At 68.1% G+C, this 19764-nt stretch carries 14 protein-coding genes; 9 read left to right on the top strand and 5 right to left on the bottom strand.

Annotated elements, in window-relative coordinates:
* Positions 1 to 52: 52 nt before the first annotated feature.
* Positions 53 to 1231: an alanine racemase gene (locus NV1_RS19480; protein WP_067893225.1), complete on the bottom strand. Its 1179-nt coding sequence runs from the start codon at positions 1229 to 1231 to the stop codon at positions 53 to 55.
* 86 nt (positions 1232 to 1317) lie between these two features.
* Positions 1318 to 1797, bottom strand: coding sequence for a TetR family transcriptional regulator (locus tag NV1_RS19475; RefSeq protein WP_157117134.1), 480 nt, complete (start codon positions 1795 to 1797; stop codon positions 1318 to 1320).
* A gap of 396 nt (positions 1798 to 2193) precedes the next feature.
* Here NV1_RS19475 and NV1_RS19470 point away from each other — a divergent pair, with 396 nt between their 5' ends.
* On the top strand, positions 2194 to 2940 hold the full coding sequence (locus NV1_RS19470; RefSeq protein WP_067893222.1) for a tyrosine-protein phosphatase: 747 nt from the start codon (positions 2194 to 2196) through the stop codon (positions 2938 to 2940).
* A 38-nt stretch (positions 2941 to 2978) separates the two neighbouring features.
* Here the strand turns inward: NV1_RS19470 and NV1_RS19465 are convergent, their stop codons facing one another.
* Positions 2979 to 3998, bottom strand: coding sequence for a glutathione S-transferase family protein (locus NV1_RS19465; RefSeq protein WP_067893220.1), 1020 nt, complete (start codon positions 3996 to 3998; stop codon positions 2979 to 2981).
* Positions 3999 to 4066: 68 nt separating this feature from the next.
* On the opposite strand from NV1_RS19465, the gene NV1_RS19460 reads away from it, so the two are divergent.
* The gene (locus tag NV1_RS19460; RefSeq protein WP_067893218.1) at positions 4067 to 4864 is read left to right on the top strand and encodes an enoyl-CoA hydratase/isomerase family protein; all 798 of its coding nucleotides are present in this window, start codon (positions 4067 to 4069) and stop codon (positions 4862 to 4864) included.
* 95 nt (positions 4865 to 4959) lie between these two features.
* Positions 4960 to 6228, top strand: coding sequence for a class I adenylate-forming enzyme family protein (locus NV1_RS19455; RefSeq protein WP_067893216.1), 1269 nt, complete (start codon positions 4960 to 4962; stop codon positions 6226 to 6228).
* Here the strand turns inward: NV1_RS19455 and NV1_RS19450 are convergent, their stop codons facing one another.
* A complete protein-coding gene (locus NV1_RS19450; RefSeq protein ID WP_067893214.1) occupies positions 6229 to 6654 on the bottom strand; it encodes a VOC family protein in 426 nt (141 codons plus the stop codon).
* Between the two features lie 5 nt (positions 6655 to 6659).
* The gene (locus NV1_RS19445; RefSeq protein ID WP_067893302.1) at positions 6660 to 7562 is read right to left on the bottom strand and encodes a helix-turn-helix domain-containing protein; all 903 of its coding nucleotides are present in this window, start codon (positions 7560 to 7562) and stop codon (positions 6660 to 6662) included.
* Between the two features lie 371 nt (positions 7563 to 7933).
* Here NV1_RS19445 and NV1_RS19440 point away from each other — a divergent pair, with 371 nt between their 5' ends.
* From NV1_RS19440 to NV1_RS19415, 6 genes are all read left to right on the top strand, one after another.
* Complete coding sequence (locus tag NV1_RS19440) at positions 7934 to 8653, top strand: hypothetical protein (RefSeq protein ID WP_067893212.1); 720 nt, start codon at positions 7934 to 7936, stop codon at positions 8651 to 8653.
* Positions 8654 to 8696: 43 nt separating this feature from the next.
* Positions 8697 to 9620 (top strand): ATP-binding cassette domain-containing protein, encoded by a 924-nt coding sequence (locus NV1_RS19435; RefSeq protein ID WP_067893210.1) that lies wholly within the window; start codon positions 8697 to 8699, stop codon positions 9618 to 9620.
* A gap of 8 nt (positions 9621 to 9628) precedes the next feature.
* Entirely contained in the window at positions 9629 to 10435 is an 807-nt protein-coding gene (locus tag NV1_RS19430) for an ABC transporter permease (protein ID WP_157117132.1), read from the top strand.
* 183 nt (positions 10436 to 10618) lie between these two features.
* A complete protein-coding gene (locus tag NV1_RS19425) occupies positions 10619 to 14731 on the top strand; it encodes an ABC transporter ATP-binding protein (protein WP_084525529.1) in 4113 nt (1370 codons plus the stop codon).
* A gap of 250 nt (positions 14732 to 14981) precedes the next feature.
* Positions 14982 to 18806: a multifunctional oxoglutarate decarboxylase/oxoglutarate dehydrogenase thiamine pyrophosphate-binding subunit/dihydrolipoyllysine-residue succinyltransferase subunit gene (locus NV1_RS19420; RefSeq protein WP_169813352.1), complete on the top strand. Its 3825-nt coding sequence runs from the start codon at positions 14982 to 14984 to the stop codon at positions 18804 to 18806.
* A gap of 248 nt (positions 18807 to 19054) precedes the next feature.
* Positions 19055 to 19756, top strand: a complete 702-nt coding sequence (locus NV1_RS19415; protein ID WP_067893204.1) for a PadR family transcriptional regulator — start codon at positions 19055 to 19057, stop codon at positions 19754 to 19756.
* The last annotated feature ends 8 nt before the right edge of the window (positions 19757 to 19764 follow it).

The following is a 19764-nucleotide window of genomic DNA, read 5'->3' as shown; positions in this document are numbered from 1 at the left end:
CAGCGAAGCGGAGGCCAAAAACACCGCAGCGAAGCGGAGGCAAAAATCCAGCTCAGCCGAAGTTCTTGCCTTCCCCGCGGTAGGTGGGGACGGTGGTGCGGGTGCCATCGGGGGCGATGATATGCAGCGTGTCGAAACGTTCGCACAGCTCCCCCGCCTTGGCGTGGCGGAACCAGACGCGATCGCCGATCGCCAGCTCACCGGCTCCGGCGAGCGGGGTCTGCACCTCACCCGCACCCTCGGTGCCGATGAGACGTAACCCGCTGGGCCACACCGGTTTCGGCACGCGGGATTTACCCGCCGGACCCGAGGCGATGTAACCGCCGGAGAACACCGTGGCGATATCGCGCGCAGGGCGGCGCAACACCGGCTCGGCGAAGTACAGGGCGGGACGCGGAGCGAAGCTGCGATATCCGTCGAACAGCGTCGGCACGTACAGTCCGGAACCGGAGGTCACCTCGGTGACACCGGGCGAGGAGACGCTCACCTCGATCGAACCGCTGCCGCCACTGTTCACAATCTGTAGATCACCCACGACGGAACGAACCGCGTCGAGCACCTTCGTGCGGCGGGTGGCGATCTCCGCGGCCGAGAGCTTTTTCACCAGTCGTACCGCGGGATTGGTGTCGGGCAGGCCCGCGATCTGCGCCTCGTAGGTCATCACCCCGACAACCTCGAAGCCGCGATCGCGGGCGGCGCGAGCGAGCCGGGCGGCCTGCTCCGGGGTACGGATCGGTGAGCGACGAACGCCCAGGTGCAGCGGGCCGATTCGCAGCGAGGCATCCACGTCCAAGCAGATGCGCGGGCGCACGCGGTCGGCGCCGACGGTCGTTTCGATCAGATCGAGCTGGGCGGTGTCGTCGACCATGAGCGTGATCGAGTCGCGCAGCATCTCGTCCTCGCCGAGTTCGGCCAACCCGGCGCGATGCACGCTCGGATAACCCAGCAGAACGTCCCGGGCGCCGTGGCGGACCAGCCAGATCGCCTCGGGCAGTGCATAACTCATGATCCCGGCGAATCCGCCGGATGCGGTCGGACCGGAGCCGAGTACCTCTTCGAGGACGGCACGGCAGCGCACGGACTTGCTCGCCACGCGGATCGGCACACCCGAGGCCCGACGAACCAGATCGGCGGCGTTGGCGCGCAACGCGGCCAAGTCCAGCGCGGCCAGCGGTGGATCCAGATCGGCGGTGGCGGCATGCAGGCCGGCGATGGACGACGCGTCTGTCACAGACTCCACTGAATCACGAAGCTGGTCACACGTCCAGTTATGCGGCGGCGCACATCCGCAATCCCGTGGCGGCGATCACCTGGCGGCTACTTGTCGACAGCCTTGGTGGACAGACTCGAAACCAGATCATCGAGTACCACCAGGGTCGTCTCGTCGTCGCAGTCGGCCAACCAGCGCAGTATCGTCCCCCGCATGACCGCGACGGCATAAGCCGAGATCGCCTCGACCGGCTCGATCCATTCGGTTCCGGACCGCTCCGCGCACAGCCGCAGAAACGCCGTGACCTCCGCTTCCTGATGCTGGAACAGCGCGCCCGCCGACTGATCGGCGGCACACTCGTCCCGCCCGCCCCACCTGCGACGCAAAGCCGTGATGGTGGTCTCGTAGATGCGCACCTGACGCTCCGGCGTGGCCTTGATCGCGGGCCACAGCACACTCACCCCGGCATGCAGTAGGACGCGTAGCGCACGCGTGCCGGAAAAATCGAGCTCGGCGCACGCCCGTTCCACCGCATCGGCAAGCGCCGGCCTGGGCCGGAGCTCGGTCATCTCTCCACTAGCGCTCAACGAAGACTCCCTTGGGCAAACTGAACACGCGCACCTCGCCGGCGCGGGCCGCTCAACGGGTTGCAGATCCTCGCTGATCGGACCGGACCCGCGCCCGGTCGACCCGTTCAACCTTCACTAATATAGGAGGTTTCCAGGGATGGCGACCGAGTTCAGTGTGGTTTTACGGACTGGAAGAATGTTTTGTTACCCCCTTGGAATCAGGATGCGATCCAACGGACATCCGTCCCATCATCCCGCCGAAATACGAGACGAGTCGGTGATCGGGCTGAAGTTCCAGTGAACCACGGATTCGGTTCCGGATCTCTGTGTCGGATACCACATGCCGCCGGAGATTCGCCGGTTCGATCGGTGAACGACACCCGGGGGCAACCAGCCCGACCGTAGCCTTGACAGATGAACACCGCACGTCCAGACCACTTTCAGATCTCCGGTACCTTCAACTACCGCGACGTGGGCCGGCTACATACGGCGCGCGGACGCAAATTGCGCAGCGGTGTGCTGTTGCGCTCGGCGCACCTGTGCCGGATCGACGCCCGGGGCCAGGAAAAGTTACGTGAACTCAACGTGCGCACCGTGCACGATCTACGCGGACCGCGGGAGATCGACCACCTGGGCGCGGACATCCTGCCCGGGGGCGTGCGCCTGCGGTTGACCCCGTTCGACTCGGCCATCGGCGGACAGCCGCCGCACGAGGCGGCCGGTGAGCGCGACGGGCTCGCCGAGATGCTGCAGGTCTACCGATCGTTCCCCGGGATGTCCGAGGCACACCTGGCCCTGCTGGCCATCGCCGAATCGATCCTGCGCGGCGACGGCGCCGTGCTGGTGCACTGCGCCGCGGGCAAGGATCGCACCGGCTGGGCGATCGCAACGCTACTGCGCGCGATCGGCGTGACCGAGGACGACATCCTGGCCGAGTTCCTGCTCAGCAATCACGCCGCCGAGGCCCTCGCCGCCGACGTCCACCACAACTCCGGTGGCCGCCTCAGCCTTCCGCCCGAGGTGCTCGGCGTCCGACCGGAATATCTTGCCGCCGGAACGGATTCGATGCACGACCTGCACACCGACCTGAGCGGCTACTTCACCGCCATCGGACTCACCGAGGATCTGCGTGCCCGGCTGAGTGATCGCCTGCTGGAGTGAGCCTCGCGCGCCCAGTTCGGTGACCGGATGCGGCCGACTCAGACCGCGAACTGGTCGGGGACCTGTTCGGCGGGTCGGGGCGGGGGCGGCGGGGTGCCCTCGCCGAAGGGAGTGCCGGGCAGCGCCTCGCGGCCGTGCGGGGTGAGCCAGCCGGACAGGTCGGGCCCCTTGGGCACGATCCGGGTGGGGTTGATGTCGGTGTGAACGAGGTAGTAGTGCTGCTTGATCTGGGTGAAGTCGACGGTGTCGCCGAAGCCCGGAGTCTGGAACAGGTCGCGGGCGTAGGCCCACAGCACCGGCATCTCGGCAAGCTTGGCCCGATTGCATTTGAAATGACCGTGGTAGACCGCGTCGAAACGGGCCAGTGTGGTGAACAGCCGCACATCGGCCTCGGTGATGGTCTGCCCTACCAGGTAGCGCTGGCCGGACAACCGCTGTGCGAGCCAGTCCAGCGCGGTGAACAGCCGATCGTAGGCTGCCTCGTAAGCGGCTTGGTCACCGGCGAATCCACAGCGGTAGACGCCGTTGTTGACCTCGGTGTAGACGCGCCGGTTCACCTCGTCGATCTCGGCGCGCAGCGGTTCGGGATACAGCTGCGGCGCGCCCGGTCGGTGATACCGCACCCATTCGGTGGAGAAGTCGAGGGTGATCTGCGCGTAGTCGTTGGTGACGACCTGTCCGGTCGGCACGTCCACCACCGCCGGCACCGTGATACCGCGTGGATAATCGGGGAAGCGCGCCAGATACGCATCGCGCAGGAAGTGCACGCCGAGCACCGGGTCCACGCCTCCGGGATCCAGGTCGAAGGTCCAGCTGCGCTGGTCGTGGGTGGGACCGCACAGACCCAGCGAGAGCACATCCTCGAGACCGAGCAGCCGGCGCACGATCAACGTCCGATTCGCCCACGGGCAGGCCCGCGCCGCGACCAGCCGATAACGCTCCGGCTCGACCGGATACCCGGCACGGCCGTCGGCCGTGATCCGGGTGCTGATGTAGTTGGTGTCCCGCTCGTACGCGCCGGGCTCGACATAACCGGCCGTCTCCGAGGTGCCGCTCATGCCTCGAGTCTGGCAGATCGAACCGGGTCGCTCTCCTCTGCACGGCCTCGGATGGCTAGATTCGGCCCATGAGTGAGCTTCCCCAACCCACCCGCCTGGACCGCACCGATACGGACGCCGGGGCGCAGCTGGCGACCATCACGATCGCTCACCCGCCGCTGAACCTGTTCGACAACGCTCTGTTGGACTCGCTGGCCGCGAATGTGGCCGACCTGACCGCCACGCCTGCACGTGCGGTGCTGTTGCGCGCGGAGGGCAAGGTCGTCTCCGGGGGCGTGGACGTGCACGTTTTCGAGGGGTTGTCGATCGAACAGGGCACCGAGCTGTGGGAGGACCTGTTCAACCGCGTCATCCATCCGATCGAGGCGCTGCCGTGCCCGGTGGTGTTCGCCGCGCACGGGCTGACCCTCACCGCCGCCTTCGAAATCGCCTTGGCCTGCGACATCATCCTCGCCGCGCCGAAGGCGAAGTTCGGGCTGGTGGAGACGGTCGTCGGGCTGACACCATCGATGGGCGGCCCGCAGCGGCTGGCCGAACGCGCCGGTTCGGGCCGCGCCCGCGAATTCGTCATGACCGGCGACCTGTACGACGCGGCCACCATGGCCGACTGGGGTGTGGTAAACGCCGTGCACGAGGATGTCGACGCTGCCGCCCGCGCCCTGGCCACCCGGCTGGCCGACGGCCCGACCCGTGCGCACGCGGCGACCAAGCAGATCATCGAGGCATGGCGCTCCGGCGGTGTGGCGCACGCGGATTCGGTGACGCCGCGCGTCTCGGGCGAACTGTTCGCGACCGAGGATCTGCGCGGTGCGGTGCGCAGCTTCCTGGATGTCGGGCCGGACAAGGCCGACTACTCCGGGCGATGACGGCCGAGACACGTTTGCCGACAATCAGCCCACGATTGTGAACTGCGTCATATAGTCACAGGTGCCTGCCGGATACGAGGCACTCGGAGGGACGTATGCCACAGCTCGTCGAATATCCACAGACACGAAATCCCTGGTGTACCAACCCTCTTGCCCGTGGCGCCGATGGCGTTCTGCGCTACGGCAACCTCAATCCGGCACTCACCGAACTGCTCGACGTACAGGTGCACGCATTCTCCAACCGCGAGGCCGTGGTGGAGATCGGAGGTGCGAGCGGGCACGAGATACGGCTGACCTACCGGCAGCTGTGGTATAGCGCCGCCAGGATCGCAGGAGGGTTGCAGGAGCACGGCATCGGCTACGGCGACCGGGTCGCGGTGCGCATGCCGGTGGGTGCGCGCTGGGTACAGGCATTCCTGGGCGCGCTGCTGTCCGGCGCGGTACCCGTGCTGGTGCCCGACCAACTGCCCGACGCGCTCGCCGATCAACTCCTCGCGGACAGCTCGGCGGATTTCGTACTGGACGGCGGCGGGGCCGAGGCACACTACGCGAAGCTGCCCGACGGTGCGGCCTTCATCGATGACGGCGCGTCCCTGAGCGAGCTGGCGCTGCTGTGCTACACCAGCGGCACGGTCTGCCCGGTCGGTGCGCACACATACGGCGATCCCAAAGGGGTGGAACTGACCAACGAGAACCTGCTCTCGGCGGTTCGTTCCATGGTGGGCGCACTCGATCTGCCCACAGATGGGATGCGCAATCTCGTCTTGCTGCCGCTGGCCCACGCCAGCGGGTGTGTGGACCAGATGCTGCCGACCTTCGCGGTCGGCGGCACCGTCGTCCTGACTCCCGATCCGGCGCTCATCGCGGAAACCATTGTGGCCGAACGCATCGACGCGGTCTGCGCGACGCCGCGCATCTTCGCCGGGCTCCTGCCCGACCTGGCCGGACTGCATGCCGACGGGGTGCGGCAGGTTTGCAGCGCCGGCCATCGCGCCGAACTGGCCGCCGTCGATCCCAGCACCTGCGCCATCGTCGCCGACGCGCTGCGCGAGGTTTTCCCGCTGGCGCGGCAGTGGTCGGTCTGGGGCGCGACCGAAACCAGCGGTATCGGCTTGGCGCTGGCCGACAGCGGCGACCCGCACTGCCGCGATCTACTCGGACTTCCTTTCGGCGGAACGGAATTGGCTCTGTGGGGTCCGCGAGCAGAATCCGGCCGCGGCGAACTGCTATGCCGCGGACCGAACGTCACCCCGCGGTACTGGAACGACCCCCAGACCACCGAATCCCGTTTCACCGGAAGCTGGTTCCACACCGGTAATCAGGTCGAGATCGACGGGGGCGGTCTGGTCCATCGCGCCGAATGATCACTCTCCCTCCGGGGCTCCGGCATAGGTGCCGAAACTCCAGACGACGCCCTCGGGATCACGGCAGGTGAAGCCGCGGGAACCGTAGTCCTCGTCGCGCAGGCCGCGCAGGATGATGGCTCCGGCCGCCTCGGCGCGGGCGTACAGCTCGTCGGGGTTGTCGACGACCACGTACACCGAACCGCTGGCGACCGGCAGTTGGCTGTGCACCGAATCCTCGCGGACCGAGCCGAGCATGATGCCGCCACCGCCGGGCCGGCCGAGTTCGGCGTGCTGGATGACGGCGCCCTCGCCGTAGCGGGCCCGTTCGGTGAAACCGAATGCGCGGCAGAGGAACTCGATCGCGGCGGGGGCGTCGCGATAGGTGAGGCACGGCCACACCGGGGTCGTGACGCGGGTGCTGATTTCGTTGGTTGTGTCGGTCATGCTCGTCAGCCTTCCAACAATCCGGGTACCGGGTCTTGGACGAATGGGAACACCTCACACTCCAGCCACCGCGAGGGTGGCAGCCCGGCCAGCTCCCGCCATTCGCGCGCCATGTGCGCCTGGTCGTAGTAGCCGGTCGCGGCGGCAACCTCGGCGAGGGTCGCGCCTGCACGAGACCGGGTGGCGATATCGGTCGCGGCGTCGGTGGTCACCGTGCGCAGCAGTCTGTGCGAGGACTCGAAACGCGCCAGCCGAGCGGCGTCCTTGGGCGTGATCCCGAATTCCGCGGCGAATCGGGAGCTCAGATACCTTCTGCTCCAACCGATCTCCTCGGCCACCGCGCCAACGCGCACGCGCCCGGCCGATCCGGTCAGCAGTTGCCATGCCCGCCACAACTCCGGTTCGATCGTGGCCTCCCGCAGCTGTTCGAGCAGGATCCGGTCCAGAATCGCGAACCGGCGCGGCCAGTCGGCGGTGGCCGCCATCCGTTCGCGCAGCTCCGCGGCCCGCGGCCCGAGCAGGTCGGTCAGGTCGACCAGCCACGATCCCAGATCCGCGGTCGGCACGCCGAACAGCACCCGCGCTCCCAGCGGCGTCACCGCGAGCTGGACACCGTGTTGATATCCGCGGTGCCCGATCAGGCACGGCCGGACGGTGAGCCCGCTGGCCAGCGCATCCCAGCTGCCGCCGGACTGGGCGGGATGACAGCTGACCGGCAATTCGATCGGCTCATCGATCGTGATGATCACCGTCAGCGCCGTGGACGGCATCCCGATGTGCACTCCCGGCGGGAAACCACGCAGCAGATAACCGACGTAATCCCGCAGATACGGCCGCAAGCGCGGATCGGGCGCGGCACGCGCGCCTTCGGAGATGCCTCCGCCATCCGTCGCGCGAGCGCCGCCCACCGCCCGCTGCCACGCCAGCGACTCCCCGACGAGTTCGCCCACGCTCACGGCCGGGGATCCACCACCCCGGCGACGAGATCCGGCTCCGTCGGCGGCCGGGTCGACAACAGGTATCACAGTCACGCATCCACCCCCTGGACAGCTTTCGTACTTCCGATGCGAGGACGTCGACTCGTGCACACCCGCACTGCCGCCGGGCAGACGCGGCGGCGGAAGTCACTGGTGAGCTCCCTCACGCCTTCACGGTAGGCCGGACCACCGACAATTTCGTCGACCACCGGTCCACCGGCCTGATCCCGGCGAACCGGTTTCGCCGCACCGGCGGCATCGGGACCGCTCACACTAGACTCGGCGCGGACGAGAGGGGTGACATGCCGATATTCAAGGCCGGGGTGGAGAAGGCGATCCGGTCCATACTCGACAACGGCGCGCAGTTTCAGGCTCCCGCGGTCGCCAAGTACGTGGACCGCTTCCGGCGCGCACATCCCGAGGAATCACCGGCGCAGATCATCGGACGGATCGAGACGCTGTACCTCACGACCGTCACCGGCAGCGGCACGGCCGTCGGCGCGACCGCGGCGGTACCGGCGGTCGGCACCCTCGCCGCACTCGCGGCCGTCAGCGCGGAGACCACCTTCTTCCTGGAGGCCTCGGCGGTCTATACCCTCGCGGTCGCGGCCGTGCACGGGGTCGCCCCCGACGACGCCGAGCGACGCCGCGCGCTGGTGCTGGCGGTCGTGCTCGGCGAGAGCGGCATGGCGATCGTGGAGAAGAACGTCGGTCGCTCGGCGCAGAACTGGGCCACACTGCTGACCGAGCGCATTCCCGGTATCCGCAGCCTCAACGACACGCTGATGCGACGCTTCATCCTGCGGTTCCTGGCCAAGCGCAGCCCGTTGATGTTCGGCAAGGTGCTGCCCGCCGGAATCGGCGCGGCCATCGGCGGGTTCGGCAATCGGACGCTGGGTAAACAGACCATCGCCAACGCACACCAGGCATTCGGCCCGGCACCGCTGGTCTGGCACACTCCGGTGGTGATCGACGCGGATCCCCTGCCCGGCCTGGACCAGCCGCGCGAGGAGCAGCTGTGATCTTTCCGTCCCGCCCGACGACCACGGCCCGCAGGAGCGAACGATGAATGCGGCACGACCGCTTGCCCTCGGCGTCAGCGGGCTGACCATGAAGTTCGAGGGCGTCACGGTCCTGCGCGAGGTGAATTTCTCCGTACCGGCCGGGACGACAGCCGCCCTGGTGGGGCCGCCCGGAGCCGGGAAGTCGCTGCTCGTGCAGATTCTGCTCGGCCAGTTGAAACCCTCGTCCGGTGCTGCGTCGGTCGGCGGACCGGGTTCCGGCGTGCGCGGGAACCGCCCGGTGGGCGCGATGTTCCAGCCACACGGGCTGCAACCGGGACGGACCGTGCGTGGGCAGCTGCTCGTCTACGCCGCGGCAGCGGGCGTCACCGATACCGAGGTGGACGGAATTCTCGGCCTGACCCGCCTGGATTCGGTGGCCGGAGACAAGGTGCAGACACTGCCGCCGAATATGGCCGCGCGGTTGGCGCTGGCGCTGGCGCTGCTGGGCGACCCGCCGCTGCTGATCCTCGACGATCCGCTCACCGGACTCGACGGCTCCGAACGAGCATGGCTGTTCGATCGCCTGCGCCGGCACACGCGCCGTGGCGGCACCACCCTGCTGACCTCGCAGAGTCTGTCGGCCGTGCTGCCGGTCGCGGACAATCTGGTCGTACTCAGCGCCGGATCGGTGGTGTATCAGGGCAGTCCGCGCTCGCTGCGGCGCAGCCATCCGGACCGCCTGGTGGTGGCCGCCTCGAGTCCGATCGCACTGGCCACGATGCTGGCCGCGGAGGGCTTCACCGATACCGTCATGCGCTCGGACGGCCGGTTGGCGATCGCCGAGGCCGGCCGCGCCGAAATCGAGGCCGCAGCCGGTCGCGCCCGGGTGCGGCTGACCGAGATGATCCCCGAGCCCGTGCATCCGGACCGGGTGCTGACCGCTCTGACCAGGACCGCGCCGACACCGTACGGGATGCCGCAATGAATCCGACCATGCTCAGGCTGCCGAAACTGCCGTCCCTGTCGCAGATTCCGGTGTCCGTGCGCCGGGCCGCGTACTCGGAGATCCGCCGGGTGACGACCCAGCGTTCAGGGTGGCTGCTCCCGGCCTTCTGTGCCGCGATCGGGCTGGTCACCGGCCTGGTCAGCGCCGGAACCGGCAGCGGACCACAGGACGGCGGGCAGATCGCCACCGGGACCGCCACGGTCGGGCTGTATCTGGCCGTGCTGGTCGCGATCGTCGCCGCGGCGCTGAGCGGCGCCTCGGCCACAGGTGCGGAATACCGCTACGAGAGCATGCCGTTGACGGCCCTGTTCGTCCCGGACCGCGACCTGCGGTTCGGCGCGAAACTCGGTGTGGCAGCGGTGTATTCGCTGGCGCTCGGACTGGCAGCCGAGATCGGCGCGGGCATCGGGCTGGCGATACTGGGACATTCGGAGGTCCAGTTCGGCCTGCGTCTGACGGGAGTTCTGCTCGGCGGCCTGCTCGCGGCGGTCTGCTGGGGTGTCATCGGCGCGAGCATGGGGTTGCTGCTGCGCTCCACAGGGCTGGCGGTGACGGCCATGATCGGCTGGTGTCTGGTCGCCGAGCCGATGCTGTGGCTGATCGTCCGGGGAATCGGCATCGCGGGCGTCGCGGTCCTGCTCCCCGAATCGGCCACCATCGGCGCGGCCGCGGTCGGCTCGTTCTCGCGCAGCCCCTTCCTGTCTCCGGGCGCCGTCTCCGCCGTCGTGCTCGTCATCTGGACCGCTGCCATCGGTGCACTGTCCTGGTGGAAACTGGGCCAGCGCGATCTGTAGTCCTCGCACCGCCCGGGGTGGAATCCGCCGAACGGATCGGGCGTCTTCGGTACCGGCAATCGCGGCCACGCCGGGCGCGGCCGCACGAGCTCACGCGGCCGATGACGCTGCACACAAGCATCACCAGGGAAGAATTCGCGGGTGAGGGGGGTTGTCGGTTCCGCTCGGTAATGTCGGAGGCCGATGAGGAGCTCGGTAGAAACGGGGGCGGATGTGGCTCGGAACGGCGAGGTCGGATGGTTACGCCGGTTGTGGATCGCGTGCTGGGCGCGTCCGCGACTGCTGTCGGCGGTTGTTCTCACATTGCTGTTGGGTGCGGTTGCCGAGGCGGCTGTCCCGGTGGCGGCGAAGCAGGCGCTGGACAGCGCCCGAGTCGGCGATATGCGAGCGATCACCGGTGTCACGGCGGTTCTGGTGATGTTGGCGATCGTGCGGTTCGGTACTGCGACCGGTCGGCGGTGGCTGGCCGGGCGGCTGGCGCTGGATGTGCAACACCAGGTGCGGGTATCGCTGTTGACGGCGCTGCACCGATATGACGGGCGTGGCCAGGACGGGGTGAGCACCGGGCAGGTGGTGTCCCGGTCGATCTCGGATCTGCAATTGGTACAAGGCTTTCTGGCGATGGCGCCGATGTCGGCGATGCAATTACTGCTCGCGGTGCTGGCGGCGATCGTGATGATCGTGCTGTCTCCGCCGTTGGCGCTGGTCTCGCTGCTGACCGTGCCCGCCCTGATGCTGGTGGTTTATCGCACCCGCCCGCGCCTGCACGCGGCCACCTGGTCGGCGCAGCAGCGCGCGGCCGATCTGGCCCAGCACGTCGAGGAGACCGTCACCGGCGTGCGGGTGGTCAAGGGATTCGGCCAGGAGGCCCGCATGGTGGGCGTGCTGGAGGGGCACGCGCGCCGGCTCTTCGGCGAGCGGATGCGCGCCGCGCGCATCGAGTCCCGGTTCGCGCCCACGGTCGCGGCGATCCCGCAGATCGGCATGGTGGCGGTGATCGCCCTGGGTGGCATGCTCGCCCTGCACGGCTCGATCGGCATCGGCACCTTCCTGGCCTTCGCCGCCTACGTCACGATTCTCGCGGGCAGCACCCGCGTGGTGGCGAGCATCATCGTGATGGCGCAGCTCACCCGCGCGGCCGCGGAACGGGTGTTCGCGGTGATCGACGACGCACCCGACACCGTCGACGGGCCGGAGCCGCGGCCGCTGCCCGAGGGACCGCTGGGCATCGAGATCGATTCCCTCACTTTCGGTTTCGACCCCGGTCGCCCGGTGCTGCACGATTTCGACCTGACCGTTCGTCCAGGCGAGACCGTCGCGATCATCGGACCCGCCGGTTCGGGAAAATCCACCCTGGCCATGCTGCTGCCGCGCTTCTACCACCCCGATGCCGGGCATATCGTGCTGCACGGCACGAATGGCGCGGCCGATATCGAGCAGCTGCGGGCTGCGGATCTGCGCGCGGCGGTCGGCGTCGTCTTCGACGAACCGTTCCTGTACTCCGACACCGTCGCGGCCAATATCGCCCTCGGCCGTCCCGAGGCCACCGCCGAGGAGATCCGGCACGCCGCCGAGCGCGCCGCGGCACACACGTTCATCACAGCCCTGCCCGATGGCTACGACACCGTCGTCGGCGAGCGCGGCCTGACCCTGTCCGGGGGGCAGCGCCAGCGTCTTGCCCTGGCCCGCGCCCTGCTGGCCGACCCGCGCATCCTGGTTCTCGACGACGCGACCTCCGCGGTCGACGCCGTGACCGAGGCGGCGATCTTCGACGGCCTCGCCGACGACACCGGCCGCACCACCGTCATCCTGGCGCACCGCGAATCCACCCTCGCCCACGCCGACCGTGTCATCCGCCTACCAGCGCCACCCCGCCGCGAGGTCGCGAACCTCTGGCCCGAACCAGGCGAGGCCACCACAGCCGCAACCGCCACCACACCGCAGCGCGTCGATTCCTCAGCGCCACAACAACTTCCCGCGCCCACCGAAGCCACGGCAGGCCGAGCGCAACAGACTCCGTCGTCGGCAGCATCCACCGGTCAGCCGCAACAAGCACCCGCGGACACGGACCTCGCAGCTAATCGGCCGCAGCAGATCGAATCGCCCGGCGTCGACGTGCCCCCGGAGCTGCGTGACACGCTCGCACGGCTCCCCGCGGCGGACGAGCCACCGGGTATCGATCCGAGTGAGCACGAACGTCCCGATCCGAATTTCCGGTTACTGCGACTGCTGCGGCCAGTGCGCTGGCTACTCGTGGCCGTGGTGGTGCTGCTGGCCCTGGACGGCGGCATCGGCGTCGGCTTCCCGATGCTGACGCGCTACGCGCTGGACCACGGCGTGGCGGCGCACAGCGGTGCGGCGCTGGTGGCCGCTGCACTGGGGGCGCTGGTTCTGGCCCTGCTGAGCTGGTTGGACGAGGCCGCGGGCACGATGCTGTCCGCCCGCGGCGGTGAGCGAGTGCTCTATGGGTTGCGCATTCGCAGCTACGCGCATCTACAGCGGCTCGGTCTCGACTTCTACGAGCGTGAACTGTCCGGCCGGATCATGACCAGGATGACCACCGACATCGATGCGATGTCGACCTTTCTGCAGACCGGGCTCGGCACAGCGCTGATCGGCATCGCCACCGTCGCCGGGGTCATGGTGGCGCTGGTGATCTGCGACGCAGGCCTCGCATTGGTGGTCTTCGCGGCCCTGCCGCCGCTGGCCATCGCGACGCTGGTGTTCCGCAAGATCTCCGCCTCGGCGTACTCGGCCTCCCGCGAGCGCGTGGCCACGGTGAACGCGGATTTCCAGGAGAACATCGCCGGACTGCGCACCACCCAGGCCTACCGGTCCGAACCGCATGCGGGGATGCGCTTCACCAACTACTCCGATGCCTACCGCAAGGCACGGATGCGAGCGCAGAAGGCGATCGCGGTGTATTTCGGCTTCATCGTCGCCTGGGCCGATCTGGCCCAGGCAGCGGTGGTCTTCGTCGGTGCGCGCGATATCGCGCACGGTGTGAGCACTCCTGGGACGCTGGTCGCCTTCGTGCTGTACCTGAGCCTGCTGATCAATCCGATCGTGCAGCTGTCACAGGTGTTCGACGGATACCAGCAGGCCCGAGTGGGGCTCGGACGCATCGAAACACTCCTGCGCACACCGTCATCCATCGCACCCGATCCGCCCGAACCGGTCCCGGCGGACGCGGGCCGAGCAGCCGATGTGGTATTCGACACGGTGTACTTCCGGTATCCGGGGGCGCCCTCCCCCGCTCTGGACGGCCTGCGCCTGCACATTCCGGCCGGGTCGAGCCTGGCACTGGTCGGCGAGACCGGCGCGGGCAAGTCCACCATCGTCAAACTCCTCGCCCGTCTCTACGACCTGCCGCCCGCCGCCCCTCAGGATCCCGGTCGCCTCGAACCGGCCCGCACCGGCAGCGGCAGCGGCACACCGCGAATCGACCACGGACCGAACCGCGAAGACCGGACCGCGCATTCGGCCGCCGGCGCACCGAACCCGCAGGTCGATGGCACCTTTCCCGATATCGCGGCCCCACGCGATCCCATCGTGGCACCGGAGATCGTGGCACCGGAGCTGGATGCCACGACCACACGGCCCTCGACCGGCGCAATCCACGTCGACGGCGCAGTTCTGGAAGACGCGCAGCATGGCCCGACCGGCTCGATCCCGCTCGACGACGCGCCCCAGCACGCGGCCGCTACATCGTCCGACCCCACGGGCGCGATCCTGGTCGATGGCGCGGACGTGCGCGACTACCGGTTGGCGGATTTCCGCGCTCGCCTGGGTGTCGTCCCGCAGGAGGCGCACCTGTTCACCGGTGACATCGCCGCCAATATCGCCTTCGGCCGACCGGCCGCGACTGCCGCGCAGGTAGAGCGGGCCGCGGAAACCGTTGGCGCACTGGACATGATCGCCTCCATGCCGCACGGTATGCGCCAGCCGGTCGGCGAGGGCGGGCGCGGCCTGTCCGCCGGGCAGCGGCAGCTGATCGCGTTGGCTCGCGCCGAACTGGTCGATCCGGATCTGCTGCTGCTGGACGAGGCGACCGCCGTGCTGGATCCGGTCAGCGAGGAGAAGGTCCTGGCCGCCAGCGCCGCGATGACCGAGGGCCGCACGGCGGTGATCGTCGCGCACCGGCTCGCCACCGCGGCGCGGGCCGATCGGATCGCCGTCGTGGCCGCCGGGCGCATCGCGGAGATCGGCACCCACGCCGAACTCGTCGCGGCGAACGGCATCTACAGCCGACTATGGGAAGCGGCACGGGCAGGTGAGGGAATATTCTCGACCTGAGACGAGTCGTCTTTTATGAGTCATGAGGCCGGTCCCGTCCGGCAGATTCCTGGCAACGTGGATTCGCCAGCGGGGTGCGGAGTTCGGAGCGGTCCGGAGGAGGCAGCTTGGGTAATCAGGCAGCGACCCGCAGGCACCGCCGTGAAGCGCCGGTTCAGGGCTGGGCCTATCCTCAGAAAGGGCGCATCGGCGCGCAAATTGCCGATACCCGTGCCGAGCACGTCACAAACGTCGCAGCGCGAAGAACGAAATGAGGCGAACACCTGCTGTGAGCAGCTCAACATCCCAGTTCGGACAGAACCAGTGGCTCGTCGACGAGATGTACCAGAAGTACAAGCAAGACCCGTCGTCGGTCGATGAGAGCTGGCACGAGTTCCTCGCCGACTACACGCCGGAGAGTCCGTCCGACAACGGTGCCAGCAACGCTGCCGCCCCGACTGCCGCCGCCACCGCGACCACAGCCGCGGCCCCCGTCCCAGCTCCCGCTGCGAACCCGGCCCCCGAGGCCGCGCCCGCCCCGGCCGCCGCCCCCGTCGCCGCACCGAACCCGGTCGCCCCGAAGGTCGCCGTGGCGACCTCTGCCGCCGCCGCTCCGCCGCAGGCGCGCACCCCGCAGACCACCCCGGCCCCGGCCTCCAACGCCGCTGCGACCTCCGGCGCGCCGAAGTCCGCCGAGTCGGCCGACGCCTCGCAGGTGCTGCGCGGTCCCGCCGCCGCGATCGTGAAGAACATGTCGGCCTCGCTGACCATCCCGACCGCGACCAGCGTCCGCGCCATCCCGGCCAAGTTGATGGTCGACAACCGCCTGGTCATCAACAACCACCTGGCCCGCACCCGTGGCGGCAAGATCTCCTTCACCCACCTGCTGGGTTACGCGATCGTGCAGGGCGTCAAGGCCTTTCCGAACATGAACCGGCACTTCGCCGAGGTCGACGGGAAGCCCAATTCGGTCACCCCCGCGCACACCAACCTCGGCCTGGCCATCGACCTGCCGGGTAAGAACGGCGCGCGCACCCTCGTCGTCGCGGCCATCAAGAACTGCGAGACGATGAACTTCGCGCAGTTCCACAACGCGTACGAGGACATCGTGCGCCGGGCCCGCGACGGCAAGCTCACCACCGAGGACTTCACCGGCGTCACCATCTCGCTGACCAACCCGGGCACCATCGGCACCGTCCACTCGGTGCCGCGGCTGATGCCCGGCCAGGGCGCGATCATCGGTGCGGGCGCGATGGAGTACCCGGCCGAGTTCCAGGGCATGAGCGATCAGCAGCTCGCCGAGATGGGTATCGGCAAGCTGATGACGCTGACCTCCACCTACGACCACCGCATCATCCAGGGCGCGGAGTCGGGTGACTTCCTGCGCACCGTGCACAACCTGCTGATCTCCGACGAGTTCTACGACGAGATCTTCCACGGCATGGGCGTGCCCTACGAGCCGGTCCGCTGGCGCAAGGACATCAAGGAACGCGGCGTCGACAAGAGCGTGCGCGTGCAGGAGCTGATCGCGGCGTATCGCAGTCGCGGCCACCTGATGGCCGACACCGATCCGCTGCGGCTGGTCAAGGACAAGTTCCGCAGCCACCCCGACCTCGACGTCACCCAGCACGGGCTGACCCTGTGGGATCTCGATCGCGAATTCAACGTCGCCGGCTTCCACGGCCAGGAGCGGATGAAGCTGCGCGACGTGCTGTCGGTGTTGCGCGACGCGTACTGCCGCCACGTCGGTGTGGAGTACACCCACATCCTGGAAACCGAACAGCTGCAATGGATTCAGGACCGCGTCGAGCAGAAGCACGCGAAGCCGACCGTCGCTCAGCAGAAGTACATCCTGTCGCGGCTGAACGCGGCCGAGGCGTTCGAGACCTTCCTGCAGACCAAGTACGTCGGCCAGAAGCGGTTCTCGCTCGAGGGCGCGGAGTCCACCATCCCGATGATGGACGCGGTCATCGACCAGTGTGCCGAACACGGCCTGGACGAGGTCGTCATCGGTATGCCGCACCGCGGCCGCCTGAACGTGCTGGCCAATATCGTCGGCAAGCCGTACTCGCAGATTTTCACCGAGTTCGAGGGCAACATGAACCCGGCCGCCACCCATGGCTCGGGCGATGTGAAGTACCACCTCGGCGCGCACGGCACCTACATCCAGATGTTCGGCGACAACGACATCGAGGTTTCGCTGACCGCCAACCCGTCGCACCTCGAGGCCGTCGACCCGGTGCTCGAGGGTCTGGTCCGCGCCAAGCAGGATCTGCTGACCAAGGAGGATCTGGTCACCAAGGGCGAGGAGGCGCGCACCTTCTCGGTCGTGCCGCTGATGCTGCACGGTGACGCCGCCTTCGCCGGTCAGGGCGTGGTCGCGGAGACGCTGAACATGTCCGGTCTGCGTGGTTACCGCGTCGGTGGCACCGTGCACATCGTGGTGAACAACCAGATCGGCTTCACCACCGCGCCGGAGAACAGCCGCTCCACCGAGTACTCCACCGATATCGCCAAGTCGATCGGCGCGCCGATCTTCCACGTCAACGGCGACGACCCCGAGGCCTGCACCTGGGTGTCCCGCCTGGCCACCGACTTCCGGGAGAAGTTCCACAAGGACGTGGTCATCGACCTGATCTGCTACCGCCGCCGCGGCCACAACGAGGGCGACGACCCGTCGATGACCCAGCCGTACATGTACGACGTCATCGACACCAAGCGCAGCGTCCGCAAGTCCTACACCGAGGCGCTGATCGGTCGTGGCGACATCTCGATGAAGGAGGCCGAGGACGCGCTACGCGACTTCCAGGGCCAGCTCGAGCGAGTCTTCAACGAGGTGCGGGAACTGGAGAAGTATCCGCCGGAGCCGAGCGAATCGGTCGAGGAGGAGCAGACCGTCCCGGGCACCGTCGTCACTGCGGTGGACAAGACCGTGCTGCAGCGCATCGGTGACGCGTTCCTCAACGTGCCCGAGGGCTTCAGCGTGCACCCGCGCGTCAAGCCGGTGCTGGAGCGTCGGCGCGAGATGTCCTACGAGGGCAAGGTCGACTGGGCCTTCGCCGAACTGCTGGCCTTCGGCACGCTGATCGACGAGGGCCGCGCGGTGCGCCTGACCGGTCAGGACTCTCGCCGCGGCACATTCACCCAGCGGCATTCGGTGGTCATAGATCGCAAGACCGGCGCGGAGTACACCCCGCTGCACAACATCGGCAGTGCGAACCCGGGTTGGTTCGCGGTACACGATTCCGCGCTCTCGGAGTACGCCGCGGTCGGCTTCGAATACGGGTACTCGCTGGGCAATCCGGACGCGCTGGTGTTGTGGGAGGCGCAGTTCGGCGACTTCGTCAACGGCGCGCAGTCGATCATCGACGAGTTCATCTCCTCCGGTGAGGCCAAGTGGGGTCAGCTGTCGGAGGTCGTGCTGCTGCTGCCGCACGGTCACGAGGGCCAGGGTCCGGACCACACCTCCGGCCGCATCGAGCGGTTCCTGCAGCTGTGTGCGGAGGGTTCGATGACGGTGGCGGTTCCCTCCACCCCGTCGAACTACTTCCACCTGCTGCGCCGTCACGCGCTGGACGGCATCCGCCGCCCGCTGATCGTCTTCACCCCGAAGTCGATGCTGCGCAACAAGGCCGTGGTGTCCAATATCGAGGACTTCACCGACAACAAGTTCCGCTCGGTACTCGAGGAGCCCACCTACGAGAGCGGCGACGGTGACCGCGCGAAGGTCAAGCGGATCCTGCTGACCAGCGGCAAGCTCTACCACGAGTTGGTCGCGGAGAAGGCCAAGAAGGGCCGTGAGGATGTCGCCATCGTGCGCATCGAACAGCTCTACCCGATCCCCTCCTACCGGCTCAACGACAAGCTGTCGACCTACCCCAACGCGACCGATATCGCGTGGGTGCAGGAGGAACCGGCCAACCAGGGCGCCTGGCCGTTCTTCGGGCTGAACCTGCCGGAGATCCTGCCGGACCGGTTCGCCAAGCTGCGCCGGATCTCGCGCCGTGCCATGTCGGCCCCGTCCTCGGGTTCGTCGAAGGTGCACGCGGTCGAGCAGGCGGAGATCCTGGCGGAGGCGTTCTCGCCGACGGCCTGACCGAACGCCGCACGGCAACAACCGAATACGGTTCGCGACAGCGCCGGGCCGGAATCGCATCCAATGATTCCGGCCCGGCGCTTTCGTGTGCTGTCCCCGCGCCCCGTGCGGTGATCGATCCGGTGTGACGGTGGCAATTCTCCCTTGTTTCACCTTCACCCGCGTCGTATATTCGGAGTGGAATATTTGAAGCGGGAGATGTCAGCGGTCTCGATTAGAGTCCCCATCGACGAACAGGAGCGACCACAATGACCAAGCAGCGAGGTGCCACGCTGACGCCACTGGCGCTCGCGGTGCTCTCGCTGCTCGAGGAGCGGCCGATGCATCCGTACGAGATGTATCAACTGCTCGTGCAGCGCCGGGAGGACTATCTGGTCAAGGTCCGGCCGGGCTCGCTGTATCACACGGTCACCCGCCTGGCCGAGCAGGAGCTCGTGCGCGCCGAGGGCACCGACCGAGCCGGCAATCGTCCCGAAAGAACCACCTACCGGATCAATCCCGCAGGTAGGACCGCCCTGCGCAACCGGATCACCGATATCATCCGTCGTCCCGTCCGCGAATACCCGATCTTCCCGCTGGCCATCTCCGAGGCGCACAACATGCCCGCGGAAGAGGTGATCGAGCTGATCACCGAGCGCATCGGCTGGCTGGACAACGACCTCGCCGAGCTCGACGCCCTCCTGCAGTGGCTTCCCGCGAAACGGGTACCACGCCGCTATTGGATGGTCATCGAATACATCCGTGCCCAGACCGACGCCGAGGTCATCTGGCTGCGCCGCATCAGCGCCGAGCTCCGGGACGGCACCCTCGAATGGGAGCAGTTCACCCCCGATGGCGAACGCGTCGAAACATGTGAGACCGAGGATCTGGGTCCCGCCTGGGGCACAGCCGTCACCGACGACGTACTTGCCCAACTGCGGAACGGCGGTTCACTTCCCGCCGACCACTGAGGCGCATC

Origin of the sequence: Nocardia vaccinii NBRC 15922, from assembly GCF_001613305.1 — a bacterium.
GTDB lineage: Bacteria > Actinomycetota > Actinomycetes > Mycobacteriales > Mycobacteriaceae > Nocardia > Nocardia vaccinii.
The sequence above is the reverse complement of the archived record's forward strand: the minus strand, read 5'-3'. Positions and strand labels throughout refer to the sequence as shown.